The sequence below is a fragment of the Sporosarcina luteola genome, assembly GCF_023715585.1.
Lineage (GTDB): Bacteria > Bacillota > Bacilli > Bacillales_A > Planococcaceae > Sporosarcina > Sporosarcina luteola_D.
The window spans coordinates 1,678,670-1,700,251 of the sequence record NZ_JAMBOK010000001.1; the positions used below are offsets into that span (position 1 = coordinate 1,678,670).

At 47.1% G+C, this 21,582-nt stretch carries 15 protein-coding genes; 4 read left to right on the plus strand and 11 right to left on the minus strand.

Annotation, left to right across the window (positions count from 1 at the left end; all coding sequences use genetic code 11):
* Positions 1-6: 6 nt before the first annotated feature.
* From M3193_RS08225 to M3193_RS08235, 3 genes are all read right to left on the minus strand, one after another.
* A complete protein-coding gene (locus M3193_RS08225; RefSeq protein ID WP_251626104.1) occupies positions 7-1,896 on the minus strand; it encodes a S8 family peptidase in 1,890 nt (629 codons plus the stop codon).
* Between the two features lie 80 nt (positions 1,897-1,976).
* Positions 1,977-3,494, minus strand: coding sequence for an N-acetylmuramoyl-L-alanine amidase (locus M3193_RS08230; RefSeq protein ID WP_251626107.1), 1,518 nt, complete (start codon positions 3,492-3,494; stop codon positions 1,977-1,979).
* A gap of 240 nt (positions 3,495-3,734) precedes the next feature.
* Entirely contained in the window at positions 3,735-5,966 is a 2,232-nt protein-coding gene (locus M3193_RS08235) for a 5'-nucleotidase C-terminal domain-containing protein (protein WP_251626120.1), read from the minus strand.
* A 277-nt stretch (positions 5,967-6,243) separates the two neighbouring features.
* Here M3193_RS08235 and M3193_RS08240 point away from each other — a divergent pair, with 277 nt between their 5' ends.
* Positions 6,244-6,441, plus strand: a complete 198-nt coding sequence (locus tag M3193_RS08240) for a hypothetical protein (protein ID WP_251626123.1) — start codon at positions 6,244-6,246, stop codon at positions 6,439-6,441.
* 307 nt (positions 6,442-6,748) lie between these two features.
* Here the strand turns inward: M3193_RS08240 and M3193_RS08245 are convergent, their stop codons facing one another.
* Entirely contained in the window at positions 6,749-7,117 is a 369-nt protein-coding gene (locus M3193_RS08245) for an iron chaperone (RefSeq protein ID WP_251626125.1), read from the minus strand.
* A gap of 584 nt (positions 7,118-7,701) precedes the next feature.
* Here M3193_RS08245 and M3193_RS08250 point away from each other — a divergent pair.
* Both M3193_RS08250 and M3193_RS08255 read left to right on the plus strand, forming a co-directional pair.
* Entirely contained in the window at positions 7,702-7,887 is a 186-nt protein-coding gene (locus M3193_RS08250) for a hypothetical protein (protein WP_251626128.1), read from the plus strand.
* Between the two features lie 296 nt (positions 7,888-8,183).
* The gene (locus M3193_RS08255) at positions 8,184-9,011 is read left to right on the plus strand and encodes a glycerophosphodiester phosphodiesterase (RefSeq protein WP_251626141.1); all 828 of its coding nucleotides are present in this window, start codon (positions 8,184-8,186) and stop codon (positions 9,009-9,011) included.
* Positions 9,012-9,219: 208 nt separating this feature from the next.
* On the opposite strand, the gene M3193_RS08260 is transcribed toward M3193_RS08255, so the two are convergent.
* The 6 genes from M3193_RS08260 to M3193_RS08285 form a co-directional block, all read right to left on the minus strand.
* Complete coding sequence (locus tag M3193_RS08260) at positions 9,220-10,131, minus strand: DMT family transporter (protein ID WP_251626144.1); 912 nt, start codon at positions 10,129-10,131, stop codon at positions 9,220-9,222.
* Between the two features lie 351 nt (positions 10,132-10,482).
* Entirely contained in the window at positions 10,483-11,925 is a 1,443-nt protein-coding gene (panF, locus tag M3193_RS08265) for a sodium/pantothenate symporter (RefSeq protein WP_251626147.1), read from the minus strand.
* Positions 11,922-12,257: a YhdT family protein gene (locus tag M3193_RS08270; RefSeq protein WP_251626150.1), complete on the minus strand. Its 336-nt coding sequence runs from the start codon at positions 12,255-12,257 to the stop codon at positions 11,922-11,924. The genes panF and M3193_RS08270 overlap by 4 nt, the downstream gene beginning before the upstream one ends.
* A 473-nt stretch (positions 12,258-12,730) precedes the next feature.
* Positions 12,731-13,702, minus strand: a complete 972-nt coding sequence (locus M3193_RS08275) for a nuclease-related domain-containing protein (RefSeq protein ID WP_251626152.1) — start codon at positions 13,700-13,702, stop codon at positions 12,731-12,733.
* Between the two features lie 256 nt (positions 13,703-13,958).
* The gene (locus tag M3193_RS08280; protein WP_251626155.1) at positions 13,959-14,870 is read right to left on the minus strand and encodes a S16 family serine protease; all 912 of its coding nucleotides are present in this window, start codon (positions 14,868-14,870) and stop codon (positions 13,959-13,961) included.
* 307 nt (positions 14,871-15,177) lie between these two features.
* Entirely contained in the window at positions 15,178-15,783 is a 606-nt protein-coding gene (locus M3193_RS08285; protein WP_251626158.1) for a 3'-5' exonuclease, read from the minus strand.
* A 226-nt stretch (positions 15,784-16,009) separates the two neighbouring features.
* On the opposite strand from M3193_RS08285, the gene M3193_RS08290 reads away from it, so the two are divergent.
* On the plus strand, positions 16,010-17,497 hold the full coding sequence (locus M3193_RS08290; RefSeq protein ID WP_251626167.1) for an MDR family MFS transporter: 1,488 nt from the start codon (positions 16,010-16,012) through the stop codon (positions 17,495-17,497).
* A 49-nt stretch (positions 17,498-17,546) separates the two neighbouring features.
* Here the strand turns inward: M3193_RS08290 and M3193_RS08295 are convergent, their stop codons facing one another.
* Entirely contained in the window at positions 17,547-21,485 is a 3,939-nt protein-coding gene (locus tag M3193_RS08295) for a S8 family serine peptidase (RefSeq protein WP_353056374.1), read from the minus strand.
* Positions 21,486-21,582: the final 97 nt, after the last annotated feature.

Below are 21,582 nucleotides of genomic sequence, written 5' to 3' on the forward strand. Positions count from 1 at the left end.
GATTCCTTACTTGAACGCATCTTCTTGGACCCTGGCCAGGAATACTGCGAAATCAGCCCGGCTCATTTGGTCGTTCGGCTTAAAGGTGCCATCGGTGTAGCCGTTTGTGATTTTGGCAGAAACCAGTGCATTCACTGCACTATAGGAAGCCATTGAAGGATGACTGTCTGTGAATCTATTGACATTATCCGATTTCAGATTAAATGCTTTTGAAATAAGGATTGCCATTTCACCGCGCGTCACTTTTTGATCAGGCTTAAATGTGCCATCTTTGAATCCGGAAACGATATCAGCTTCCTTCAACGCCTGAATATAGCCCCCGGCGAAAGATGTTGGTGAAACATCTTTAAAGGCGACTGCCGAAGCCTTTTCTGGGTAACCGAGCGCCCTGCCGATAATCGCTGCCGCCTCGGCTCTCGTAATGTTTTCGTAGGGGCGGATCGTGCCGTCCGGTAAACCTTTCAATTGACCTTTATGTGTCAGGAATCCGACTGGGCCCGCAAACCGTTGACTGTTATTCATGTCTGAGAAAACAGGTGTGGGCATCTTGAAGATCTTCTGTTCTTGCCAAACTGCGCCTTGGTCGGTCTTTGTCTTCACCAGTACATCAAGGTCTCCGGCAACGCCATAGATCTCCCATTTTCCATTGCCCTGATGCAGAACGTTCGCTCCGTCGATTTGAACGTCTTTGTTCCCACTGTATTGAAGCGTCAATTTACCGAGTTCCGATTGCACTGTAAAGTCGATCGTATTATCAAAGGTAGGTTTGTATTGGATGAGGCCGTGGCCAAATATGTCATCTCTCCCTTCCTTTCCAAGATCTTTGGCAGTTCGTGCAATCAGCTGGCGCAATTCGTCATTTTTCATATGTGGAAATCGTTCTTTATAGAGTGCTAGAATTCCGGTGACATGGGCTGTCGCCATGGATGTGCCGGAAAGCCGCGTATAGCCATCCGCTTTTTCGTCCTCGAAATCCCATTTCATCGGGTATGTGCTGAAAATGGACGCACCAGGGGCTGCAATCTCAATTTCCTTTCCGACCGCGCTGTTTTTAAGCTTTGTTAAATCCGCATTGATTGCCGCTACCGCGATGACAGACTCATATTTAGCCGGAAACATGACGGTGCTATTCGTCTGATCGCCGTTATTGCCGCCGGAGCCGACAATGAGCATGCCTTGTGCATATGCTTTCTGAAGCGCCTTTTCAAGTGCGGGGTCATCTTGGTCAGTTGTAATGCTCAAATTCAGAATGTCGATTTTTTGCTTCATCGCCCAGTTGATCCCATCTATTAAACTAGTCGTTGTTCCGACTCCGAAGCCATTAAGTCCTTTGATGCTGTAAAGCTCTACGGAGGGGGCGATTCCAACGATGCCCGTCTGATTGGCGAGAGCAGCAATGACGCCTGCAACATGGGTCCCGTGTCCGTTGTCATCGTCATAGGAAACGGTCATCGGACAGTCCGTTTTCATGGAACAATACCCCCCTTTGACACGGAGGTCACGATGTTTGACATCGATTCCGGAATCCAGGACAGCGACTTTCACGCCTTTCCCAGTATAAGGGGCGGTGCTGTCTCTAGTTGTGTTGATCAGCGCGCTAGAGGCGAGATCTTTTTCAGCGCTCTGTTGATATGATCGGTTGCTTTGGATGACGATGTGTGGAAAAGCATCTTTCAACCGGGCAATTTCGGCGCTAGACAGCGAGACAGATAGAATATCGAGTGATGGATATGTTTTGTCGATGTGCATGCCACTTTCATTCATATACTCGATCAGTTCCGTCTGTTTTCCACCGCTGATTAAGTACTCTCCCTGCTGCTCCTGGGCCATCGTCTGGAATTGCAATGCGAATACAAGTGTAAATGCGATTGCAATGGATTTAATATATTTCTTCATTGCCTTCACCGTCCTCTTCAAAATAACTATAAAAGAAGCCCTCTAGAAACGAAATTCCAGTAGGGCTGTTAATTTACTTATTAATGATATTTTCTTGACGGAGTCGCGTTGTATTTCGAGTAGAGAGGCGATACCTCTGAACGACCCTCAAAGTGATACAGATAATCAAGAGTTCCTAGGAACACTGCTTTCGCCATCGTTTCGCGATGTGCAGCAGACTTGATATACTGCGCGTCTTTCGCGTTATCAATGAAGCCTACTTCAATCAATGTTGCTGGCATCGTATTTTCGCGAATGACATACAGTGACTTGCTTTGGACGCGTCGATCTGGAAGATTCCAAGCTTCTAGCATCCTTTTCTGGATATACGTTGAAAGTGCTTTGGATTGCTGCACGTTCGGATTGCGTGCCGCACTGTAATAGAATGATTCTATTCCGGAAGCTTTTCCGTTAAATGCATTCGCATGAACACTTATGAATAGGTCCGCCTTATTTTGCTTCGCATATTGGACGCGCTGTGAAAGTTCAAGGAAAACGTCCGTCTCCCGCGTCAGCTTGACATTGATCGGCGTGCCTTGGAAATAGGTTTTCATGCGTTTGGAAATATCCAGGACGATGTCTTTTTCGCGCAAACCATTTCCGGCTGCTCCCGGATCTTTCCCGCCGTGACCTGGGTCAATGACGATTGTCAGTTGATTCAGCGGCTTTTTGCCACTGATGGGACTCGTAACAGGACCAGGGACGGGAGTAGGGGTGACATGGATCGGATCTTTCATATTACTAATTGCTGGCTGGTCAGTGGACAGGTAATAGCCATGGATGAAACCAGTAATATTATCCACTTTCGCATAGACCCAGTCTCCAACAGTGTACAAAACGTCAACCGGATTTCCACTGAATAATTTCATTTTTTCGGTATAGTCTACGGATGGGCCTGTCCTCATGTTGAGGGATGTGTCTTCACTTACATTTACATACATCGGCGTGGCTGCCACTTGCAGCGCTTTCTCACGGAAGTCGGCATTGACGGCGCGTGCGAGGAATACAGCAAAATCTCCACGTTTCATCGGCAGCTCGGTGCCGAAGTTGCCTTTACCTACTCCGTCTGAAATGCCTTTTGCCATGAATTCTTGTGCTGCCGCATTTGTCGTATCGGATTGGAATCCGAATGCTCTGCTGATGAGCAACGCCATCTCTCCGCGCTTCAATTGCTGTCCTGGCTTGTACAAATACGTTCCGTTCTCCTGTTTGTATCCGAAAATGATGCCACGATTCACAGAGTCTTCTATGTATCCTGACGCAAAGTGATCGGCTGGAACATCCGGAAACCTCGTATTGACAGGGGTCCCTTGCAATTGGACGGCTTTTCCGATCATCGCTGCAGCGTGCGCCCGTGTCATAGGTGCATCGGGGGCAAATAGGTCAGGGTTGTCGGATGTTGTTATATTACCTTGCTTAAGATAGCTAATCTCTTTATACGCTCTATGTGTAGAAGGGATATCCACAAAACCGGAAGCTGCTGAGGCATAGTTAGGTGTGAAAAGGTCCAATGAAAAAATCAAAAGAAACGACAACAAAAGTAAAACAACTTTTTTCATCTAAGACTGTACTCCTTTGTGGAAAATGTTTCTCTTAGTCTACCATACCAAAACACATAATAATATGTTTCATTCGGACTAATTTCAATTATTTTGGGATTTTGTGTCTAAAAGGGGTGCCGAACGGGTATGGAAAGAGATGCATTAGGTCGCATTTAGGCGATTGGGGCAAAAGGATGGTGATTCGTTATCAAAAAAGCCCTACTCCAGTCGAAAAGGAGCAGAGCATTTTTTATTTTATTATTTTTTAAATCCGTTTTGTTGTGTTGCTAGAGTTGTATCGATGATGCGGCCTTCTATTGTTGGATTAATTTCTTTTCCGAGCGTCTTTACATACTCTATGAAGTTTTCATAGTCTACGAAACCTGGCTCGGATACTTTGCCGGCTTTGTAAGCATTGCCAAGCTGTTCGAATCCGTCTCCGCCTTTAGCAGTGAATGAATTCGTAGCGATGAAGTATGTTTTGGTTTTATCCAAATCAACATATTTGTCCCCTTCAAGTACTTGGGCGGATTGGACGCGCTCCCCTTTTGCTTTCGAGCTGTCATATGTGAATTTCATGCCCGAAACGTGAAGGAATGCACCACTCTCCTTCAAACCTTTTCCACCTTCGATGGCATCTGCTGCAACGCTATGCTCAAGTGTTTTCAGAAGATCCGCGCCTGAGAGTTCAACGATTGCCAATGCGTTTCCGAATGGCATAACTTTCAGTACTTCTCCTGTTGTAATGTCGCCATCTTCAATCGATGTACGGATACCGCCGCCGTTTTGAATTGCGATTGAAGTCTTGTCGTTGATGGACTTCGCTTTCCAAAGCATGGCGTCAGTCATTAAGTTTCCTAGATTCGTTTCATTATGGCGAACGCTTGAGACTCCTGAATTATCGCTATCCCGTTTTCCGTCTAGCAGAGCTTTTGCACTGACGCCGATGGATGCTTTTTTAATTTCATTCACCTTCGCCGTGAATGGCTCCAATACTTTCGCTGCTTCTTTGTCCGCGGCGATCGGGAAGTCTTTCGCTGTAGGATCAGTTGCGATCAACTTTCCAGCGTGTGAATAGATTTCACCTTTGGAGTTGAACTTGACGTCCAATGTGCCGAGCGCTTTCGCATATTCATGTGCTTGGACGATGATTGTCACACCTTTGCCTTCGTTCACGATTTTTGGTTCGCCAATGGAAGTGTGTGTATGTCCTCCGACGATGATGTCGATGCCTTGAACTTGTTTCGCAAGTTCTTGGTCATTGTCCCAGACGAGTGAATCGTCGAATCCGATATGTGTCAAAGCAATGATTTTATTGACACCTTGATCTTCGAATGCCTTTACTGAAGCTTTCGCACGGTCGATATAGTTTTCAAACTTCACCTCGCCTGTGCTTGAAATTGTAGGCGTTTCTTCAGTAGTCAGACCGAATACGCCGACTTTTTGACCATTCACATTGATGACAATACCGTTGTAGATATGACCGTCTTTATAGTTTTCCGTTACATTTCGTGTTTGCAGCCCGTCGAACAGCTTGTCCTTCGAGAAGTCGACGTTTGCTGAGACGAACGGGAACTTAGCGGACTTGATGAATTCCGAAAGCTTTTGATGCCCTTCCTTCGTGCTTCCCAAGTCGAACTCGTGGTTACCGAATGTCATTGCATCGAATCCAAGTTGGTTCATCATCGCTACGTCTGCTTCCCCGTGAAATGCGTTGAAGTAGAGATCGCCTGAGAATGCATCCCCTGCATGAAGAAGAAGATTGTTCTTATGTTGGCTTCTCAATTCATTGACGACAGTTGACACGTATGGAAGTGGATCCAAATATGCATGGTGGTCGTTCATATGCATGACCATCAAGTCGATGAAGCCAAGACCTTCTTGGGAGCGGAACAGGAACAATGCCATTTCCCCACGAGTGACATGATCATACGCTCCGAAGTTCGTATCCGTCTTCCCTTGTGTGATGCCTGCTTTCACAAGCGCTTCGACATATTTCGAGAAGTTCGAATTGACGTCTTTGAATTTTGTTGACTTCACCTTATTATCGATTGAAAGATTTGCAGCATTTGCAAGCACTTTCGCCATTTGGTTGCGTGTCAATAACTCGTCCGAGCCGAATTCGTTGGCATTCAAGCCATCGATGATTCCCGCTTCGACGAGCGCATTGACTGCCCATTTCGCACGTACAGGAACGTCTTTGAAGCCAGCATCCTTGTATGTTTTGCTAGCATCGAACCCGAGTGCCGTTGCGATTTGAACTGCTGCATCCGCACGTTTGACTGAATCTGTCGTGCCGAATTGCTCAGGCGTGTATCCTCTCGAGATGCCGTGCGTGTACAAGAAATCAACCGCATTTTGATAGTTTTTTGATACGTCCTTAAATGTTGCTGTTGCAGCTGAAGCTGATGGAACTCCTGCCGCAGTCACGACTGCTGCTGCGATGATCGATGTTGCTAGAAACTTCTTGCTTTGAACTGTTTTGCGCAAATTTCTTCCCCCTTGTTCGATGTTTTAAGATTCATAACTATTTTACCATTGTTCTGAGTATTGCACTATGAGAAATGAAAGATTTGTAGAAAGACTTTTTGTTGTGTTGTTGCGTTGCGTTATGCGTGAGTTTCGAGACTTATGCGGTTATGAGCGGGATTATGCGCGTCTTTCGAGATTTATGCGTTTCTCGGCGTGTGTTTTTATTGTTCGCTTTTATGTACGGATAACTATTGACGAACTACATATCCTATTCTTGTTTAGGAGGTGAAACGTCATGGCTGACCAACAATATGGGAAAAACCAACAAAATAATAAAAACGTTGCGGAAGGCATTAAAAATACAGCTGGCTCCGCATTCGAGACAGCTCATAATGCTTTGGAAACAACAGAAGATATTGCAATGAAGACTGTAAACGCGACTAAAAATGCGGCAAAGAACTTGAAAGATAACATGAAGAAACAATCAAGATAATTGAACATGCTTATGTTAAACGCCATTTTTTGGCGTTTTTCTTTTTGCGCCGAAAAAATTCGCTTATGCACCGAACTTTTCACAAACATTATTTAGTGGGCGCGGGAGGGATTTCGTGTTGAACGTCATATAGTCGTGATAAATGCTTTTGACAAATTAGGGGTTTGTTATGCGTGAGTTTTGGAGTTTATACGTTTCTAGGTGGATGTATGAGCGTTTAGGAGCGGTTATGAGCTTTGGGGAGTATTTATACGTGAAAGTTGGAGGTTATGCGTAAATAAAAAAGCTTACTTTTCAAGTAAGCTTTTTATCGCCAGAAGGTTGTGCAGTCTGCTTTCTCTGAGATGTTAAAGTCGATCATTTTCTCGAGCAGTTCATAATCAAACGGACGGTTCCAAGGGAATTGGACTAGCATTTTGGTGTGCTTGTAGCCGGCTTGTATGATTTGCTCTGAGAAGTGGTCAATGCCTACCTGTTCAGGGGATGCGGCTAAATGTTGCTTGGATACGCTGAAGCCGATGATATATGTGCCGTGATCGGTAAACATCGGCTGGTTCCATTTGATGACTGGCGTCAGTTCGGGATATTTCGTTTTTACCCACGTCAACACTTCTTCTGTTCGCGCACGTTGTTCCGGGTTATCGATTTTCGTTAGAAATTCTTCGAATACTTCCATCTGTTTACCTCCTAGTTCCAGTACGGTTTTCTACATTGAATTATATATGTCTTTCTTGGTGTTTAGCAATGATGAGTTGGGCGCGGGAGTTTTCTGAGATTGCCCTCCCCTGCTCGCGCTGAATAGGTTTGACAACTAAAGGGGTTGCGTTGGAGGCGTTATGCGTGAGTTTGGGAGTTTATGCGTTTCTGGATGGATTTATGCGCGAACGGCGGCGGTTATGCGTGGAGTTTGGGATTTATGCGTGTTTGGAGGAGTTTATGGACTTTTGGAAGTGTTTATGTGGAATTGAGTTGGTTTAGCCGATTTTAGGACGGCACGGGTTTGGATTTTCGTTTTTTCCATAGTTCTTCGGCGGCGCCCGAGCCTAGGATTACGCCAATGATGATTAAATCATAACCGGCCTCCACCTAATCGGCTTTAGTTATTCCGTAGCTACTATGATTGTTATTTCGGTGCTCTATCTTATTGGGAGCAAGAAAACGTAGTTCTTGCGGCTAATAAGGAAAAGGTCCTGAACGTTATTTGCACGGATAAATAATGCTATTACACATATCCTACTCTTGTTTAGGAGGTGAAATGTAATGGCTAATCAGCATAATGGTAAAAATCAACAAAATGATAAAAGTGTTGCGGAAGGCATTAAAAATACAGCTGGATCTGCATTGGAAACAACAGGAATTATTATTGCAATGTATACTGTAGATGCTGCTAAAAACGCCGCAAAGAAAGTAACAGGAAAAATGAAAAACAATCAAGGTAATCAATGATGATGATGTTAAACGCCATTTCTTGGCGTTTTCCTTTTGTTAAAATTCATTTCAATAAATTCTATAAAAAGAAGGACAATCCTTTGGTGAATTTTCTGGATAGGCAAAGACCGTTTTGGATAAATCCTAGCAGTATAGCATTACTTTTCTATTAAATTGATTTGTAAAGAATCGTAGGGAAAATGGTAGAAATTCGTTAACATTATCTTTATGTATATCTACAGCTATCTACATATTAGATTAACATTCCTATTCTAAACTAGAGTTGAATCTAATTTAGATAGGAGATGGAGAAGATGAGCAAACAATTACTACTAGAAGCAGGAGTAGCCTTATCGTTAGTATTCAACCCGTTCAGTCAACTAGCAGAAGAACCAACAACAGGCCAGAGAAAACAAGTCGAAAATGTAGCACACCGTGGTGCAACAGGTTATGCACCTGAAAATACGATTGCCGCTTTTGATCTCGCAGTTGAGATGAAAGCTGATTATATTGAAATCGATGTTCAACGAAGTAACGATGGTGAATTGGTAGTGATCCATGATACAACAGTGGACCGCACGACAGATGGAACGGGTCAAGTCGGGGAGTTGACATTTGAACAGCTGAGAAGTCTTGATGCAGGAAGTTGGTATGGGGAAAAGTTTGCAGGAGAACACATCCCGACATTTGAAGAGATTCTTGATCGTTACCGTGGCAAGATTGGAATTTTAGTAGAGTTAAAGGCTCCGGAACTATACCCTGGTATTGAAGAACAAGTAGCAGACGCATTACTAGAACGCAATCTCGATAAACCACAGAATGAGAAGATCATTATTCAATCGTTCAATTTTACGTCAATGAAAATGATGGATCAGCTTCTTCCCCGAGTTCCCATCGGTGTATTAACTTCAAACCGTGCTGACACAACATTGGATGCTTTACAGGAATTTTCAACATATGCGGATTGGTTTAATCCGAGCTATGGAATTGTGACAGAGGAATTAGTGAATGACGGTCACTACTTAGGAATGAAAATTGGTTCATGGACGGTACGCAGCCAAGAAGCAGCAGACTTTCTATTCGAAATGGGTGTTGACGCAATCATTACTGACTGCCCGGATTATGTAGATCCTAGAAACTAGTATTTCTATAAGACGGTTTGAGAGAAGGAGTAGTTGCTACTCCTTTTTTGTATTTCAGGGAGTTTATGCGTGAATTTTTGTGTTTATGCGCTTCTGAAGAGATTTATGCGTCAGATTAGAGGAGTTATGAACTTTTGGCGGAGTTATGCGTATTTGCAGGGATTTATGCGTATTTGGAAGAGTGCGTGAGTTAGTGATCGAGCCGCCTTTAGGACGGCTCGGGTTTAAGTTTGCGTTTCTTCCATAGATCTTCGGCAGCGCCGGAGCCTAGGATGACGCCGATGATGATCAGGACGAAGCCGATCAGGTGTCGGCCGGTGATGATTTCTCCGAGGAAGAGGGCTGAGCCTACCAGGGAGAAGAGTGTGTTCAGGTTCATGAAGATTGCGGCTTTGGCGGGGCCGATTTGACCGACTGAATAGTTGTATAGCATATGCCCTACCGCAGTTGCGAAAATGGCGCTTGCGGCGAAGACGACCCAGAAACTTGGCGGGACGGTTGTGTATTTGATGAGTTCGCCGGGCTCTTGGATGAGGCTGATGACAAACAACAAGAGGCTTCCGGCGGTCAGCATGTACGCGGTGAGAAGCCTTGGGTCCAGCGTCCTTGCCGCCTTAGCGATTATCAAAAAGGAAAGGACTTGTACAAGGATAGCGAAAAAGATGAATGCGTCGCCGAGTTTGAGGCCGGTGAAGCTATCGCCTCCTGCGAGGACGACGGATCCGATGCCGATGAAGCCTACTGTTGCGCCGATCCATTGGACTCTGGTCGGGTAGTTGCGCAGTAGGAGTGCTGTGCATATTGCTGTCAGGACTGGGCCGGTTCCGAGGATGAGGCTGGCGTTGGTGCCGGTTGTGCGGAAGAGGCCCATGTTGAGGAAGTAGTGGTGGAGGACGACGTTGAGTGCGGCTCCGCCGATGATGTATGTCCATTCTTTTTTGGTTGGGAGGCGGAGGATTTTGAGGGCTCCGAGGATGATGAATACGGTGATGCCTGCTGTTAGGACGCGGAGTGCGGTCATGGTGACAGGGTGCATGAAGGTGAGCATGTATTTGAGCATGGGGAGGTTGGCACCCCATAGGAGCATGGCGATGGTGAGGAATGTGTAGAGTTTCCACATGTTAGTTGCCTTCTTTCTTGGTTTCGATAGATTCTAGTTTAGCATATGGGGTGCGAATTATGCGTGAGAATTTGTGATTAGTCGCTATTTGGGTTCGTGGGGAATAATTTGAGCTTCCCTCCCCTGTTCGCTCCTAATGGTTTTGACAAATTAAAAGTATTGGATTGAAGGCGATATGCGTGATTGGAGGAGTTTATGCGCGTTTGATGGCGTTTATGCGTGATTCAGCGGAGTTATGCGTGAGAATTTGATTTTATGCGTATGTGGGAAGATTTATGCGTGAGTTTTTCAGTATATGCGTTTTTAGAGATGGGAAAGCGGACTCTCGTTTGTGGGAGTCCGCTTTTCATTTCAGAATCTGAATGCTTTTCGCTGGATGGCGAGGGAGCCGATGATGTAGGCGATCAGGGACAGGACGACGGGGATCGTGACTGTGTGGACGCCGAGCAGGTTGCCGAAAGTCGTGTTGTAGAAGTGGATCGCGATGTAGCTGGCGATGCCGGTGATCATGCTGAGGATTGCGCCGTATTTGTTGCCGTATTTCCAGTAGAGTCCGAGGACGATCGGCCAGATGAAGGCGGCTTCGAGTCCTCCGAAGGCGAATAGGTTTAGGAAGATGAGCAGGTCGGGCGGCTGGAGGGCGAGCAGGAAGACGATAATTCCCAGGATGCCGGTGACGCCGATGCTTATCTGTTTGACCCGTTTTTCAGTTGCTTCAGGTTTGATGAAGTTCAGGTAGACGTCTTTGACGATCGCTGAGCTGACGAGCAAGAGCAGCGAGTCGACGGTCGACATGATGGCCGCCATTGGTGCCGCGAGGACGATGCCTGCTAGCCACGGGGGCAGTACTTCGAGCGCGATTAACGGAATGACTTTGTCCCCTACGGTGATTCCCGGCATGACGGGTCTTGCAAAGACGCCGATCAGGTGCATGTTGAGCATGATGAAGCCGGTGACGATGGTGCCGATGACGAGTGCCCGGTGCATGGCGCGGGAGCTTTTGTAGCTCATGGCGCGGACGGCCATTTGCGGGAGGCCGACGACGCCGACGCCGACGAGTATCCAGAAGGAGGATACGTATGCGGCTGTGAGTTTTCCGTCTGCCCCGAATGGCGTGACGAGTCTCGGGTTTTCATTCAATAGATCCTGCATGATCGCCGGGACTCCCCCGCCGGCGATGATGACGCCGATGAGCAGGATGAGTGTGCCGACGACCATGATGGCTCCTTGGACGGCGTCGGTCAGTGCGACTGCGCGGAATCCGCCAATCGTCACGTAGACGAGGACCGAAATCGCGAAGATGAAGAGCGCCGTCGTGTACTGGAGTCCGGTGAGCGATTCGATGAGCCGTCCCCCGCCGACCCATTGCGCGGTCATGGCGGAGAATAGGAAGATGATGATGGCGATGGCTGAAAGAATTGCAACGGCAGGGCTGTTATAGCGCGCTTTCAGGAAGTCGATCATCGTGACGGCGTTGTATTTGCGTCCTAAGATGGCGAATTTCTTTCCTAAGATGAGTAGGACGAAATAGCCGGTGACGACTTGGGTCATGGCAAGCAGGATCCAGCCGAAGCCGACTGTGTAGGCGGTTCCGGGTCCCCCGAGGAAGCTGGATGCGCTGCCGTATGTGGCGACCATCGTCATGGCGAGTACGAATCCACCGAGTTCGCGTCCTCCGAGGAAGTATTCTTGGAGGAATCCGCCGGTTGAGCTCATCTGTTTGGATGCGATGAAGCCGATGGCGAAGATCGCGATCAGGAAGATGGCGAGCGGTAAGATGACTTGGATGTTCATTTTAGCGGTGATTCCTCCTTTGTTGTTGCGTTCGGGTCCGCGTATGGATCCGCGTCGAGCGGGACTTCTTTCAGGACGTATTTTGTGATGATGATGACGATGACGGACATCAGGATGAAGCCGACGACGCAGCTGTAGAAGAACCAGTCGGGCAGGCCGAGGATGTATGTATATTCTTCAGGCGGGCGGGAGCCGAGTCCGTAGGCGAAGCCGTACCACCAGATGAAATTGAAGATTGCGAGTGCGACGCCGATGAGTGCTTCTTTGTGCGCGATTTTGAATCGCGGATCGGGCTTGTACGTGCCGGGCGATTCGTGTTTGTTGGCGGGCATTTTAGGGTCTCCTTTCTGTTTGGAGTTCGATTTATGTCTTTGAGGTTGATTATACAGGAATTCCTTGTTTTTGGGAGGGGTATTTGGAGATTGGTAGATATTGCGGGCGTGGGCGGGCGGTTATGCGTGAGTTTTCGGATTTATGCGTGGATGGCGGCGGTTATGCGGGAATCGGCGGAGTTATGCGTGGATGTTGGAGGTTATGGACTTTTTGGGGCGTTTTTGCGCTTTTGAAGGGATTTATGCGTGGTTGGGAGGGCGCGGAGTTTCTTCTATATAAATAGAAAGTGTGGATCGCGCTGAATGGTTTTGACAAATTAAGGGGCTGTTTTGGAGACGTTATGCGTGATTCTTTTGATTTATGCTTATCGGGGAGAGTTTATGGACTTTTAGCAGTGAGTATGCGTGGAGATCGGGAGTTATGCGGATTTGATCATTGGAAAGGCAAAAACGCTCCGTGGTGGGAGCGCTCTTTATGGAGTGGAAGATTTATCTTTCATTAATACATAATGAGCTGCTTTTCGTTCGCCGATGAGTTGCAGGCCGGATTTGCCGAGAAGGCCGCGGGCGACGTTTCGGTTGTTGAGCTGGGTGAAGTAGCGGAATTCGCGGTTCGTCATTTGCGGTTTGATTAGCATGAACCAGTCTTGGACGGTTTGGTGGTGCTCTGTTTTTCCGGTGTGTCCGCATGATTCGCAGTTCCACTTTTCCCTCCCCCACTTCATGCCTGGCCGGTCGCATGCTGGGCAGATGACACCTGGCGTAATATCAGCGGGGTTGATGTCGAATAGTTCGGCCAGCGGGAAGGGATTGTATTCTTTCTGGTGTTCGAGTAAAGCGAGCGCCAGGTTGTGGATTGCATGTCCATCGAGAATGTGTTCATTCACTGTTTGCGAATGGAAATGTGCTGGTGCATCGTATGTGAACATTGTTTTCATTTCAGGCGACGGGTGTTCGATGGCGAGTTCGTTGGTGTGTGCGAATGTGAGGATGCCGTCGATGGGGATTTGGATGCTTCGTTTGTCGAGCCAGTTTTTGAGCAGGTGGATTTTCCGGTCGATTTCTGTGTATGGATTGCGCATTGGTTTGCGGTCGCCGTTTCGGAACACGCGGATGAACTGGGTCGGGTTCGCTTTGATGACCGTTTTGTCTTTGTGATTTTTCACTTCGACGATGGTGATCGATGATGGCGTAATGAGCAGCGAGTCGATTTGAAAATAGGCGCCGTCGTGCTGCAGGTAGAGGTCGTGGAGGATGGCGTGCGGATAGTCCGGCGTGAATTCGATGATGTGTGCGTCGTATTCGAGTTCGCCGTTGTAGTCCGCTTGACAGATGAGCAGGTTCTTTTGGACGGCGTGCTTTTTAGCGTGATTGCTCGGCAGGCGTTTGTCGAGTGATATGAGTGCTTTCAGTTCGTTTGGCATTGTCCATTGTTTGTAGATCAATGTTTCATCACCTCATGTTTAGTTTAGACTGCTTGGCTTGCAAATGGAATAGTTTGGGTGAAGATTGCGTTTTGGGCTGTTTTCGGCGTTTAAAAGTGGATTTTGGGATGATTTCGGTGTTTGAAAATGGTTTTTGCTAGTTTGACTGATAGAGTTTATGCGTGATTTGGCGACGGTATGCGCGAGTGTGAGCGTGCAGCAGATTTATGAGTGTTTGCAAGGGCCCCGATTACATCTAATCAGGGCTTATTTTCTGTTATCGTGCATTAAGCTCCTTAATGGCCATTACTGCCTCATCTATATGATGGACAGGTAAGATTTCAATCGCTAAATTATTTTGGACTTTTGCAGTATTCGCCTCTTCCCTATTTGCATTCGGAACAATGATGTATGGGAAACCTTTTTGTTCCGATATGATCATCTTCCATGCGACTCCGCCCACTTGATTGACTCTTCCATCTGGTTCTAACGTTCCAGTGACGCCGATTGGAATTCGGTTGTGCAAGCTGCCTTGATGGACCATTGCGGAAAGTCCTAACGCTAGTCCAGCACTATCTCCATGGAGATTTTCACGATTAAGAAAGTCATTAATAACTGTAATATCTTCACGAATAAAACCTCTCACATTCTGCCCCATTACGTGAAAATCCTCTTTGCCGAGTCCTAAAAATCGTTTTATTTCATTTGTTTTACTTTTGTACCGATCCTGATTTGTAATTTTATGCAAATCAAAAATTTGAATACCTTCTCTTTCGTAAATATCCTTTACGACATTCTCCTCTTTCACGTAATGAATGTCGTTGAGCCCAATTGCCAAAATGTAGATCCCGGATTTTTGTATAATTTCCTCTGGTTCTCTGTAAACCTCTGCAATATATGTATTGCTCTCATACTCCAGGAGTCGAGACTCATAACCGCAAATGAGAGACAATAATCCGATCACCCAACAGGCGGTAAGGCTCTTAAACTTATCTTTTCGGAAAATAATCAATGGAATTACAGCGATCACTATGAGACCTATTAATGCACCTAGAAATGCGAAACCGCTTATATACTCCTTGTAATATGCGTTCCCAAGTATGCAATAGACAGGGAATGAAATGAAAATGCCATACACAAATGCCAACAGCTTAGCCGAGCTATTTAGTGATCTATTCTGCTTCTTCAAATTTATTTTCCTTTCCCAAGCCTGACATGTTTTCTATGTCCTTTAATAGTATCACTATAACTTGGTTATTTGAATACTTAGACAGAGGTCGCGGAAGCCTGGAGATCGTTCACGGCTCCGAATCGCGCTGAATGGTTTTGACAAATTAGGGGTTTGATGATGGGCGTTATGCGTGATTAGGAGTATTTATGAGTTTTTGCAGACGTTTATGCGTGAGTTTATGGCTTTATGCGTGAAAGTGGAGATTTATGCGTTTCTGGAGGGGGTTATGCGTTTTTCATTAAGAAAACCGCCAGGCACGGCGGCTTTATTGGGTGCAGTATTGGTAGATGGCGGCAGTGGCTAGGCAGTCGCCGATTGCGTCGTGGGCGTCGTGTTCAAGTTGGAGGTGCTTCGCCAGTGTGCCGAGTTTGTGGTTCGGCGTTTCGGTGATGACTTTACGTGCGAGTTTGACGGTGTCGATGACGGTGTATTCGGGAATTTCGATGCCTTCGAGGTTGTCGAGGGCATATAGAAAGCCCATGTCGAAGCTGGCGTTGTGCGCGACGATGGGCAGGTCATCGATAAATTCGATGAGTTCATCGATTTTTTGTTCGATTGTCGGTGCCCATTGGACCATTTCGTTCGAGATGCCTGTGAGCCGGGTGATGGTGAGCGGAATGTGGCGCTCCGGGTTAATGAATGTGTTGATGAATTCAATCTGTTCGTGATTGATGTATTTAAGGGCGCCAATCTGGATGATGCGGTCGGCGCCAGCGCGGAAGCCTGTCGTTTCGAAGTCGAGGACGATGTAATCTTTGACATGCCTGGAAGTTGTTTTATATTTCTTGACCCTGGAAGCGCGGCGTGCGCCCCAGTTTTGGATGTCCGTCTTGGTCTGGAGCAGCTGTGCGGCTTTACGATTTGAGCTCATCTTGGATGCACATCCTTTATTTTTCTCGAGTGTTTCATTTCTATTACTTTATTACACCTTATTCAAACTATTAAACTATTATTTCTGTTTTAAGTGTGTAATTCCATGAATGCATTGCAAAGTGCCTACTGGCATGTTATTATTGTCCTCTTATTTTCAAGCTTCTTTTCGACTACTTTCACGGAAGAATGCTAACAATATTTAGGTAGACGAGAGGAGTTTTTTTATGCAGGACACTGTGCACCCTAAGAAATATGAGTACTTGGCGGATGATCCGAATGTTAAAGTTATCCCGATCATGCTGTCGCTCATCATCGGTGCGTTTTTCGCGATTTTAAATGAAACCTTATTGAATATCGCCCTTATTACGTTAATGGATGAATTTTCGATTTCATTGCCGACTGTGCAATGGATGGCGACGGGCTTCATGCTTGTGATGGCAATTGTCATTCCGGTTTCTGCGCTGCTTTTGCAGTGGTTCACGACAAGACAATTGTTTATTGGCACGATGACGGTCTTTACGATTGGGACGATTGTCAGCGCCTCAGCGCCGACATTTTCTATTCTGCTTGTCGGACGGTTGATCCAGGCGGTTGGGACCGGTTTGCTGATGCCGATCATTTTCAACGTTTTCTTATTGATTTACCCGCCGGAACGCCGCGGGAAGGTGATGGGGTTGATTGGCCTTGTCATCATGTTTGCGCCGGCGATCGGACCGACACTTTCCGGAGTGATCGTTGAGTATTTCGGCTGGCGTTATTTATTTATCCTCGTTATTCCGTTTGCGTTGTTTTCGATTGCGTTTGGTTACAAACATTTAGTTAATGTTTCCGAAGTTACAAAGCCGAAGATTGATGTCATTTCGTTGGTTTTCTCGACGTTGGGCTTCGGAGGGATCGTTTACGGATTTAGTTCAGTCGGAGAGAGCGCGGATGGATTTGCTAGTGTGAATGTGCTGGCTGCAATGATTGTCGGCGTCATTGGCGTTATCCTTTTTGTGCTGCGGCAATTGAAGTTGGATGAGCCGGTCATGGATTTGCGGGTGTTCCGCTATCCGATGTATACGCATGCCGTCCTAATGTTTTTGATTATCATCATGGCGATGTTTGCGTCGGAGATCATTTTGCCGGTCTATATGCAGGGGCCATTGGCGTTGACCGCCGCCACTGCAGGGTTGGTGCTATTGCCGGGAAGCATTTTGAACGGGGCGATGTCGCCGTTCATGGGAGCTCTCTTTGATAAATTTGGGCCGCGTGTATTAATGATTCCGGCGACGATTGTGTTGAGCGGAACGATGTTCATGATGAGCAGATTGACGGTCGACACGCCTGTTTGGGTCGTTGTCGTCGGGTATATTCTAATCATGCTGACGGTTTCTGCAATTATGATGCCTGCGGAGACGAATGGATTGAACCAGCTACCGAAGCGGTTGTATCCGCACGGAACGGCAGTCATGTCAACGTTGCAGCCGGTTGGCGGAGCGATTGGCGTTTCTGTTTTCATCAGTATTTTGAATGCAAGGCAGATGAAGGTTCTGGAAGGCTCGGCCACGCCTGAAGATCCACTAACAATCGATTTTGCGATGGTGGCTGGCGTTGAGCTTGTTTATTTTATTGCTTTTTTGATGTCGATCGTCGCAGTTGTATTGGCTTTCTTGGTTTATCGAGCTAAGCCTGAGGTGGAGGAAGAAACTACGGGCGAGCAAATGGAATAGTTTTCTATAAAATGAGCCTTTCCGGAATCTCCGGAAAGGCTCATTTAGTTTATTTGCTGGTGGCTACGAAGCTTCCTCCAGTGTTCGTTGAGAAGTTGACTTTGCCGTTTTTGACGTTTGCTTTTTTGTTCACTTCTGCAGATGTGTTTGCGTCGATAATGCGGACTTGCTTGCTGCTCGTGTTGACTGGCATGACGATATCGATTGAATGAGCGAGACGTGTCACTTGTTGTTTCGTATCCCCAAATCCGTTCCAAATTGTGATTGTGTAGACTTCGGAAACGGCGTTGGCTACTGATGCGTCATTTTTTGCTACTGAGATTGTGATGTCACCGTTCAAAGCTTTCAAGATATTTTTTTGAAGGGTGAAGACTGCGCCATCTTTTTGGATAACAACATCTTTCTTCGAACCAACGATTGCCTTCAAGATGGAAGCGCTGATTTCGATGTCGACTTCCCCTTGCATCGAAGACGCATCCAGAATGATTGTACTGCCGGGTTGAGTGATCATTTCTTCCGTAACGACATAGCTGTTGCCCGGCTCCGGCTCAGGCTGCGGCTCTTCGACAGCTTCGACTGTAACGAGGACAGTTGCTGTGAATTCACCGTTTGTGATGGTAATTGCCGTTTCACCTGCGCCCACTGCTGTGATTGTGCCATTCGTTACAGTTGCTACGTTTTCATTACTTGAAGCAAATGTTGACGATGCTGTAACATCTTCTTCTGATCGCTTGCCATCTGCTGTTGTCGTTGTTTTCGTGACGATCAATTGATCCGTTTTACCAACGGTTAGATCGACATAATCTTTATTGACCGCGAATGTGATTGTATCAGGCTCAACTTGGTCGCCTGCGTTGTAAATGATCGCTTCGGCTTTATTGCCAGCAGCGTCTTCATATTTCACTTTGACTGAGTTGTCTTTTTTGCTCAGCTCAGGAAGATCGAATGTGAATGTGCCGTCCTGCTCTAGGTTAACAGGACCGGATGCGACGACTTCTTCACCTTTCAATACTTCGTAAGATGCTTTTAGTTTTGTGTTGATGTCGTAGCCCATGCCGTACCATACGAGTTCCTCTTGGTATTGAATGTAGGCGTCATCGATTTGGCCAGTTGCTGTCGAGCCTTCAACTGCCCCTTCAATTGTACCGGCTGTGGATTTGACGACGACAGGTCCTACAAATTCACCGATGATTCCTGACTTTGCCACTGCTGTGAAGTCAATCGTGTAGAGACCGTCTGGAATCGTTGTTGCAGGAGCAGAGCCCCATGGTTTGTATTGTCCTTTGATCCCTAACGTGTATGAGCCCGCTTTAAGCGAAGTGCCATTGTGCAGATAGCCGATATAGCCGTCTCCATATTCGCCGCCTTCAGGGTTCATGATGTCCCATAGCTCAATGTAGTTTGTTGTCACGTCGCCAGTGAGTGTGAAGGAAAGTGTCGCTTCGTCCTTCACCCCATCGCCGTTGAAGCTTAGGTCATTTTCAGAGATTTTCATGTCTTTTATTGCAGTTGCCGCTGCCCCGCCGAAGTCGGCTGCGAATGGCAATGATGCAGTTGTACTGCCGCCTTCGATGTTGATGTAACCGAGAATTTCATCGCCGGTTTTCGTGCTTGTAGCGGAAGCTGTCAATGTAACGTTGAGTAGCTGCTCGCCGGATACCGTGAATGTCGGCTTGTCGATTGTGACTTTTGCGTCACCGAATGCTTTTGTCACTTGGACGGAAGCATTGTACGTGCCACCGTTTCCGTTTACGTTTTTCACAAGAATTTGTTTCGTAACGGAGATGGCTTTATCCAATTTTTGAGGACCGAATGTGACTGTCCCTTTTTTGTTTTCGACTGTTTGTCCGTTATTGTTTGCGGTGTCGATTGCGTATGCAAGGATTTCAGGGTGCGCCGCTTGGTATGCTTGTACGCGGCCGGCTCCTTGTGCGAAGACGTCGTACTTGTTAGTGTCAAGGACCTTCGCTGTGTTGGAGAGCGCGACTTTTACGTCAAAGGCGTCCCACGTCGGATTCGCTTGCTTCACGAGCGCCGCGATTCCCGCAATATGTGGTGTGGCCATGGAAGTTCCCGTTTTGCGCGTGAAGGCTTGTTCGTAAGTGGCTTCCGGGAAATCTGCTTTGTACATCGGGATTGTGGACATGATGTTCGTTCCCGGTGCTGTGACGTCAGGTTTGATGTCGAAGTTCGGTGTGGACGGTCCGCGTGAGCTGGAGCTGTTCACTTCGTCGCCTGCTGTCATTGTTTTGCCGAAATTGCCGAACGAGATTGTGCCTGCTGCTTTTGCAAGTGCTGCACGGATTGCGTCGCCGTCCGTTAGGGACATGTCGAATGTCGGAATGAATTCGAATGCGTCGCCAAGGAATGTGCCGGATGGGCCTGGTGCGCCTGTTCCGCCCGCGAAGTTGTGGACGATGATGGCGACTGCGCCGTTGGCTTTCGCGGCTGCGATCTTATCGACGAACGGGATATCGCCGCGTGAGACGAGTGCAACTTTGCCGTTCACGTCAATTCCAGTGTAGTCGGTTGGTTTTCCGAAGCCTGGGACTGCGACTAGGCTGAATTCGCCGTCAAGTTGCGTGGCGAGGTTGGCGCCGTATGTCGTGCCCATCAGCTTCAGTGTTTTCGATAGGTTGTAGCTGCCGGCGTTGATGTTAATGTCCCCGGAGTAGTTTGCTTCAGGGTTTGTCGTGTTACCGACTGCGATGCCGAGGCGGGCTGTGGCTGGTGTGCCCATCGTTCCGCGGTTCGGTCCTGAGTTACCTGTTGCGATGACTGAGATTGTGCCTGCTAGCATGGCGTTGTTGATAGCGAATGATCCAGCGTCTGTTTCAGTGTTGGAGCCGCCGCCTAGTGATAGGTTGATGACGTCCATTTCTTGTTGGACTGCGTAGTCAATGGCTGCAACGATGCCGGATGTTGCTCCGCTGCCGTACGCGCCAAGTACGCGGTATGCGTAAAGATCGACTTTCGGTGCGATTCCTTTAATGCCGTATTCGTTGTTGCCGACTGCGGCGATTGTGCCCGCGACATGTGTGCCGTGGGAAGTGTAGAATGCGCTACCGTTTGCGTTGAATTCCGGTGTGCCTGCCGGGCGCTCTACTGGCGACGTTTCGGATGCATCGTCGTCCGCACGTGGTTTTGTGTAGGTGCTGCTATTCGGAATGAAGTTTTTGCCGCCTTTGTAGACGGCTTTTAGGTCTGGGTGGTCGGCGTCGATTCCTGTGTCAAGGACGGCGACTTTGATTCCTTGTCCTTCATAGCCTTCTTTCCAGAGTGCTTCGATTCCGAGGAAGCCGATGCTTGTGTCCATATTGGCGTCGACTTGTCCACCTTTTACTTTCTCTTCAAGTTTTGATTCGGATGGGGCCGGTTTTTTCAAGTCTTTCGTTTTCGATTGGCCATTGGCTTTTCCATTGTCAAATGCATGGACGATTGTGTCCGGTTCGACGAGTGTAACACCTTTCACTTCAAGAAGTTTCGGCAGGTCGTCGGCTTTGACGGTTCCTGCGATTCCGTTAAGAACTGTGTCATAGCTGAACCCTTCTTTGAATTGGATGCCTTTGATGGCCATCTCTTTTTTCACAGCAGCATGCTGGTTGCGAACTTTTTGTTTTGTTTGATTCGCTTCTGCGCTGGAGAATGGTTTTCCTTTCAGTTTGTGGATTCCTTTTTGGAGTCCGACTGATTTTTCGGATAGGTGGATGATGACAGGGACTTGTTGGTTCCCTGTTACATTTTGAAGCTCTTCATGCAGTTTAGCTTCGTCCCCGAGCAGGTTGAGCTGTTCGGCGATGGCCGCTTTTTGCTGCATGATGCTTTCATCTTGGGTTGTCTCTTTGAAAGCTTTTAGTGTTTGAGCTGATTCAGCAGTTCCATCAGGATCCGTGTTGGCGGATGCCGTGAATGGTGTGAGCATGGATAGCACGAGAATGAGTGCCAAAAGCGTGCTGAACAGCTTTGTGAAGTTAGGATTCTTCTTCAAATTACCTATTCCCCCTTAGTAGCTTGGTAGTTTATTGCCACTAAAGACTAACATAGTGTGATTTATTTGAAAATAGCAGTAGTGCTTGTATTTGATG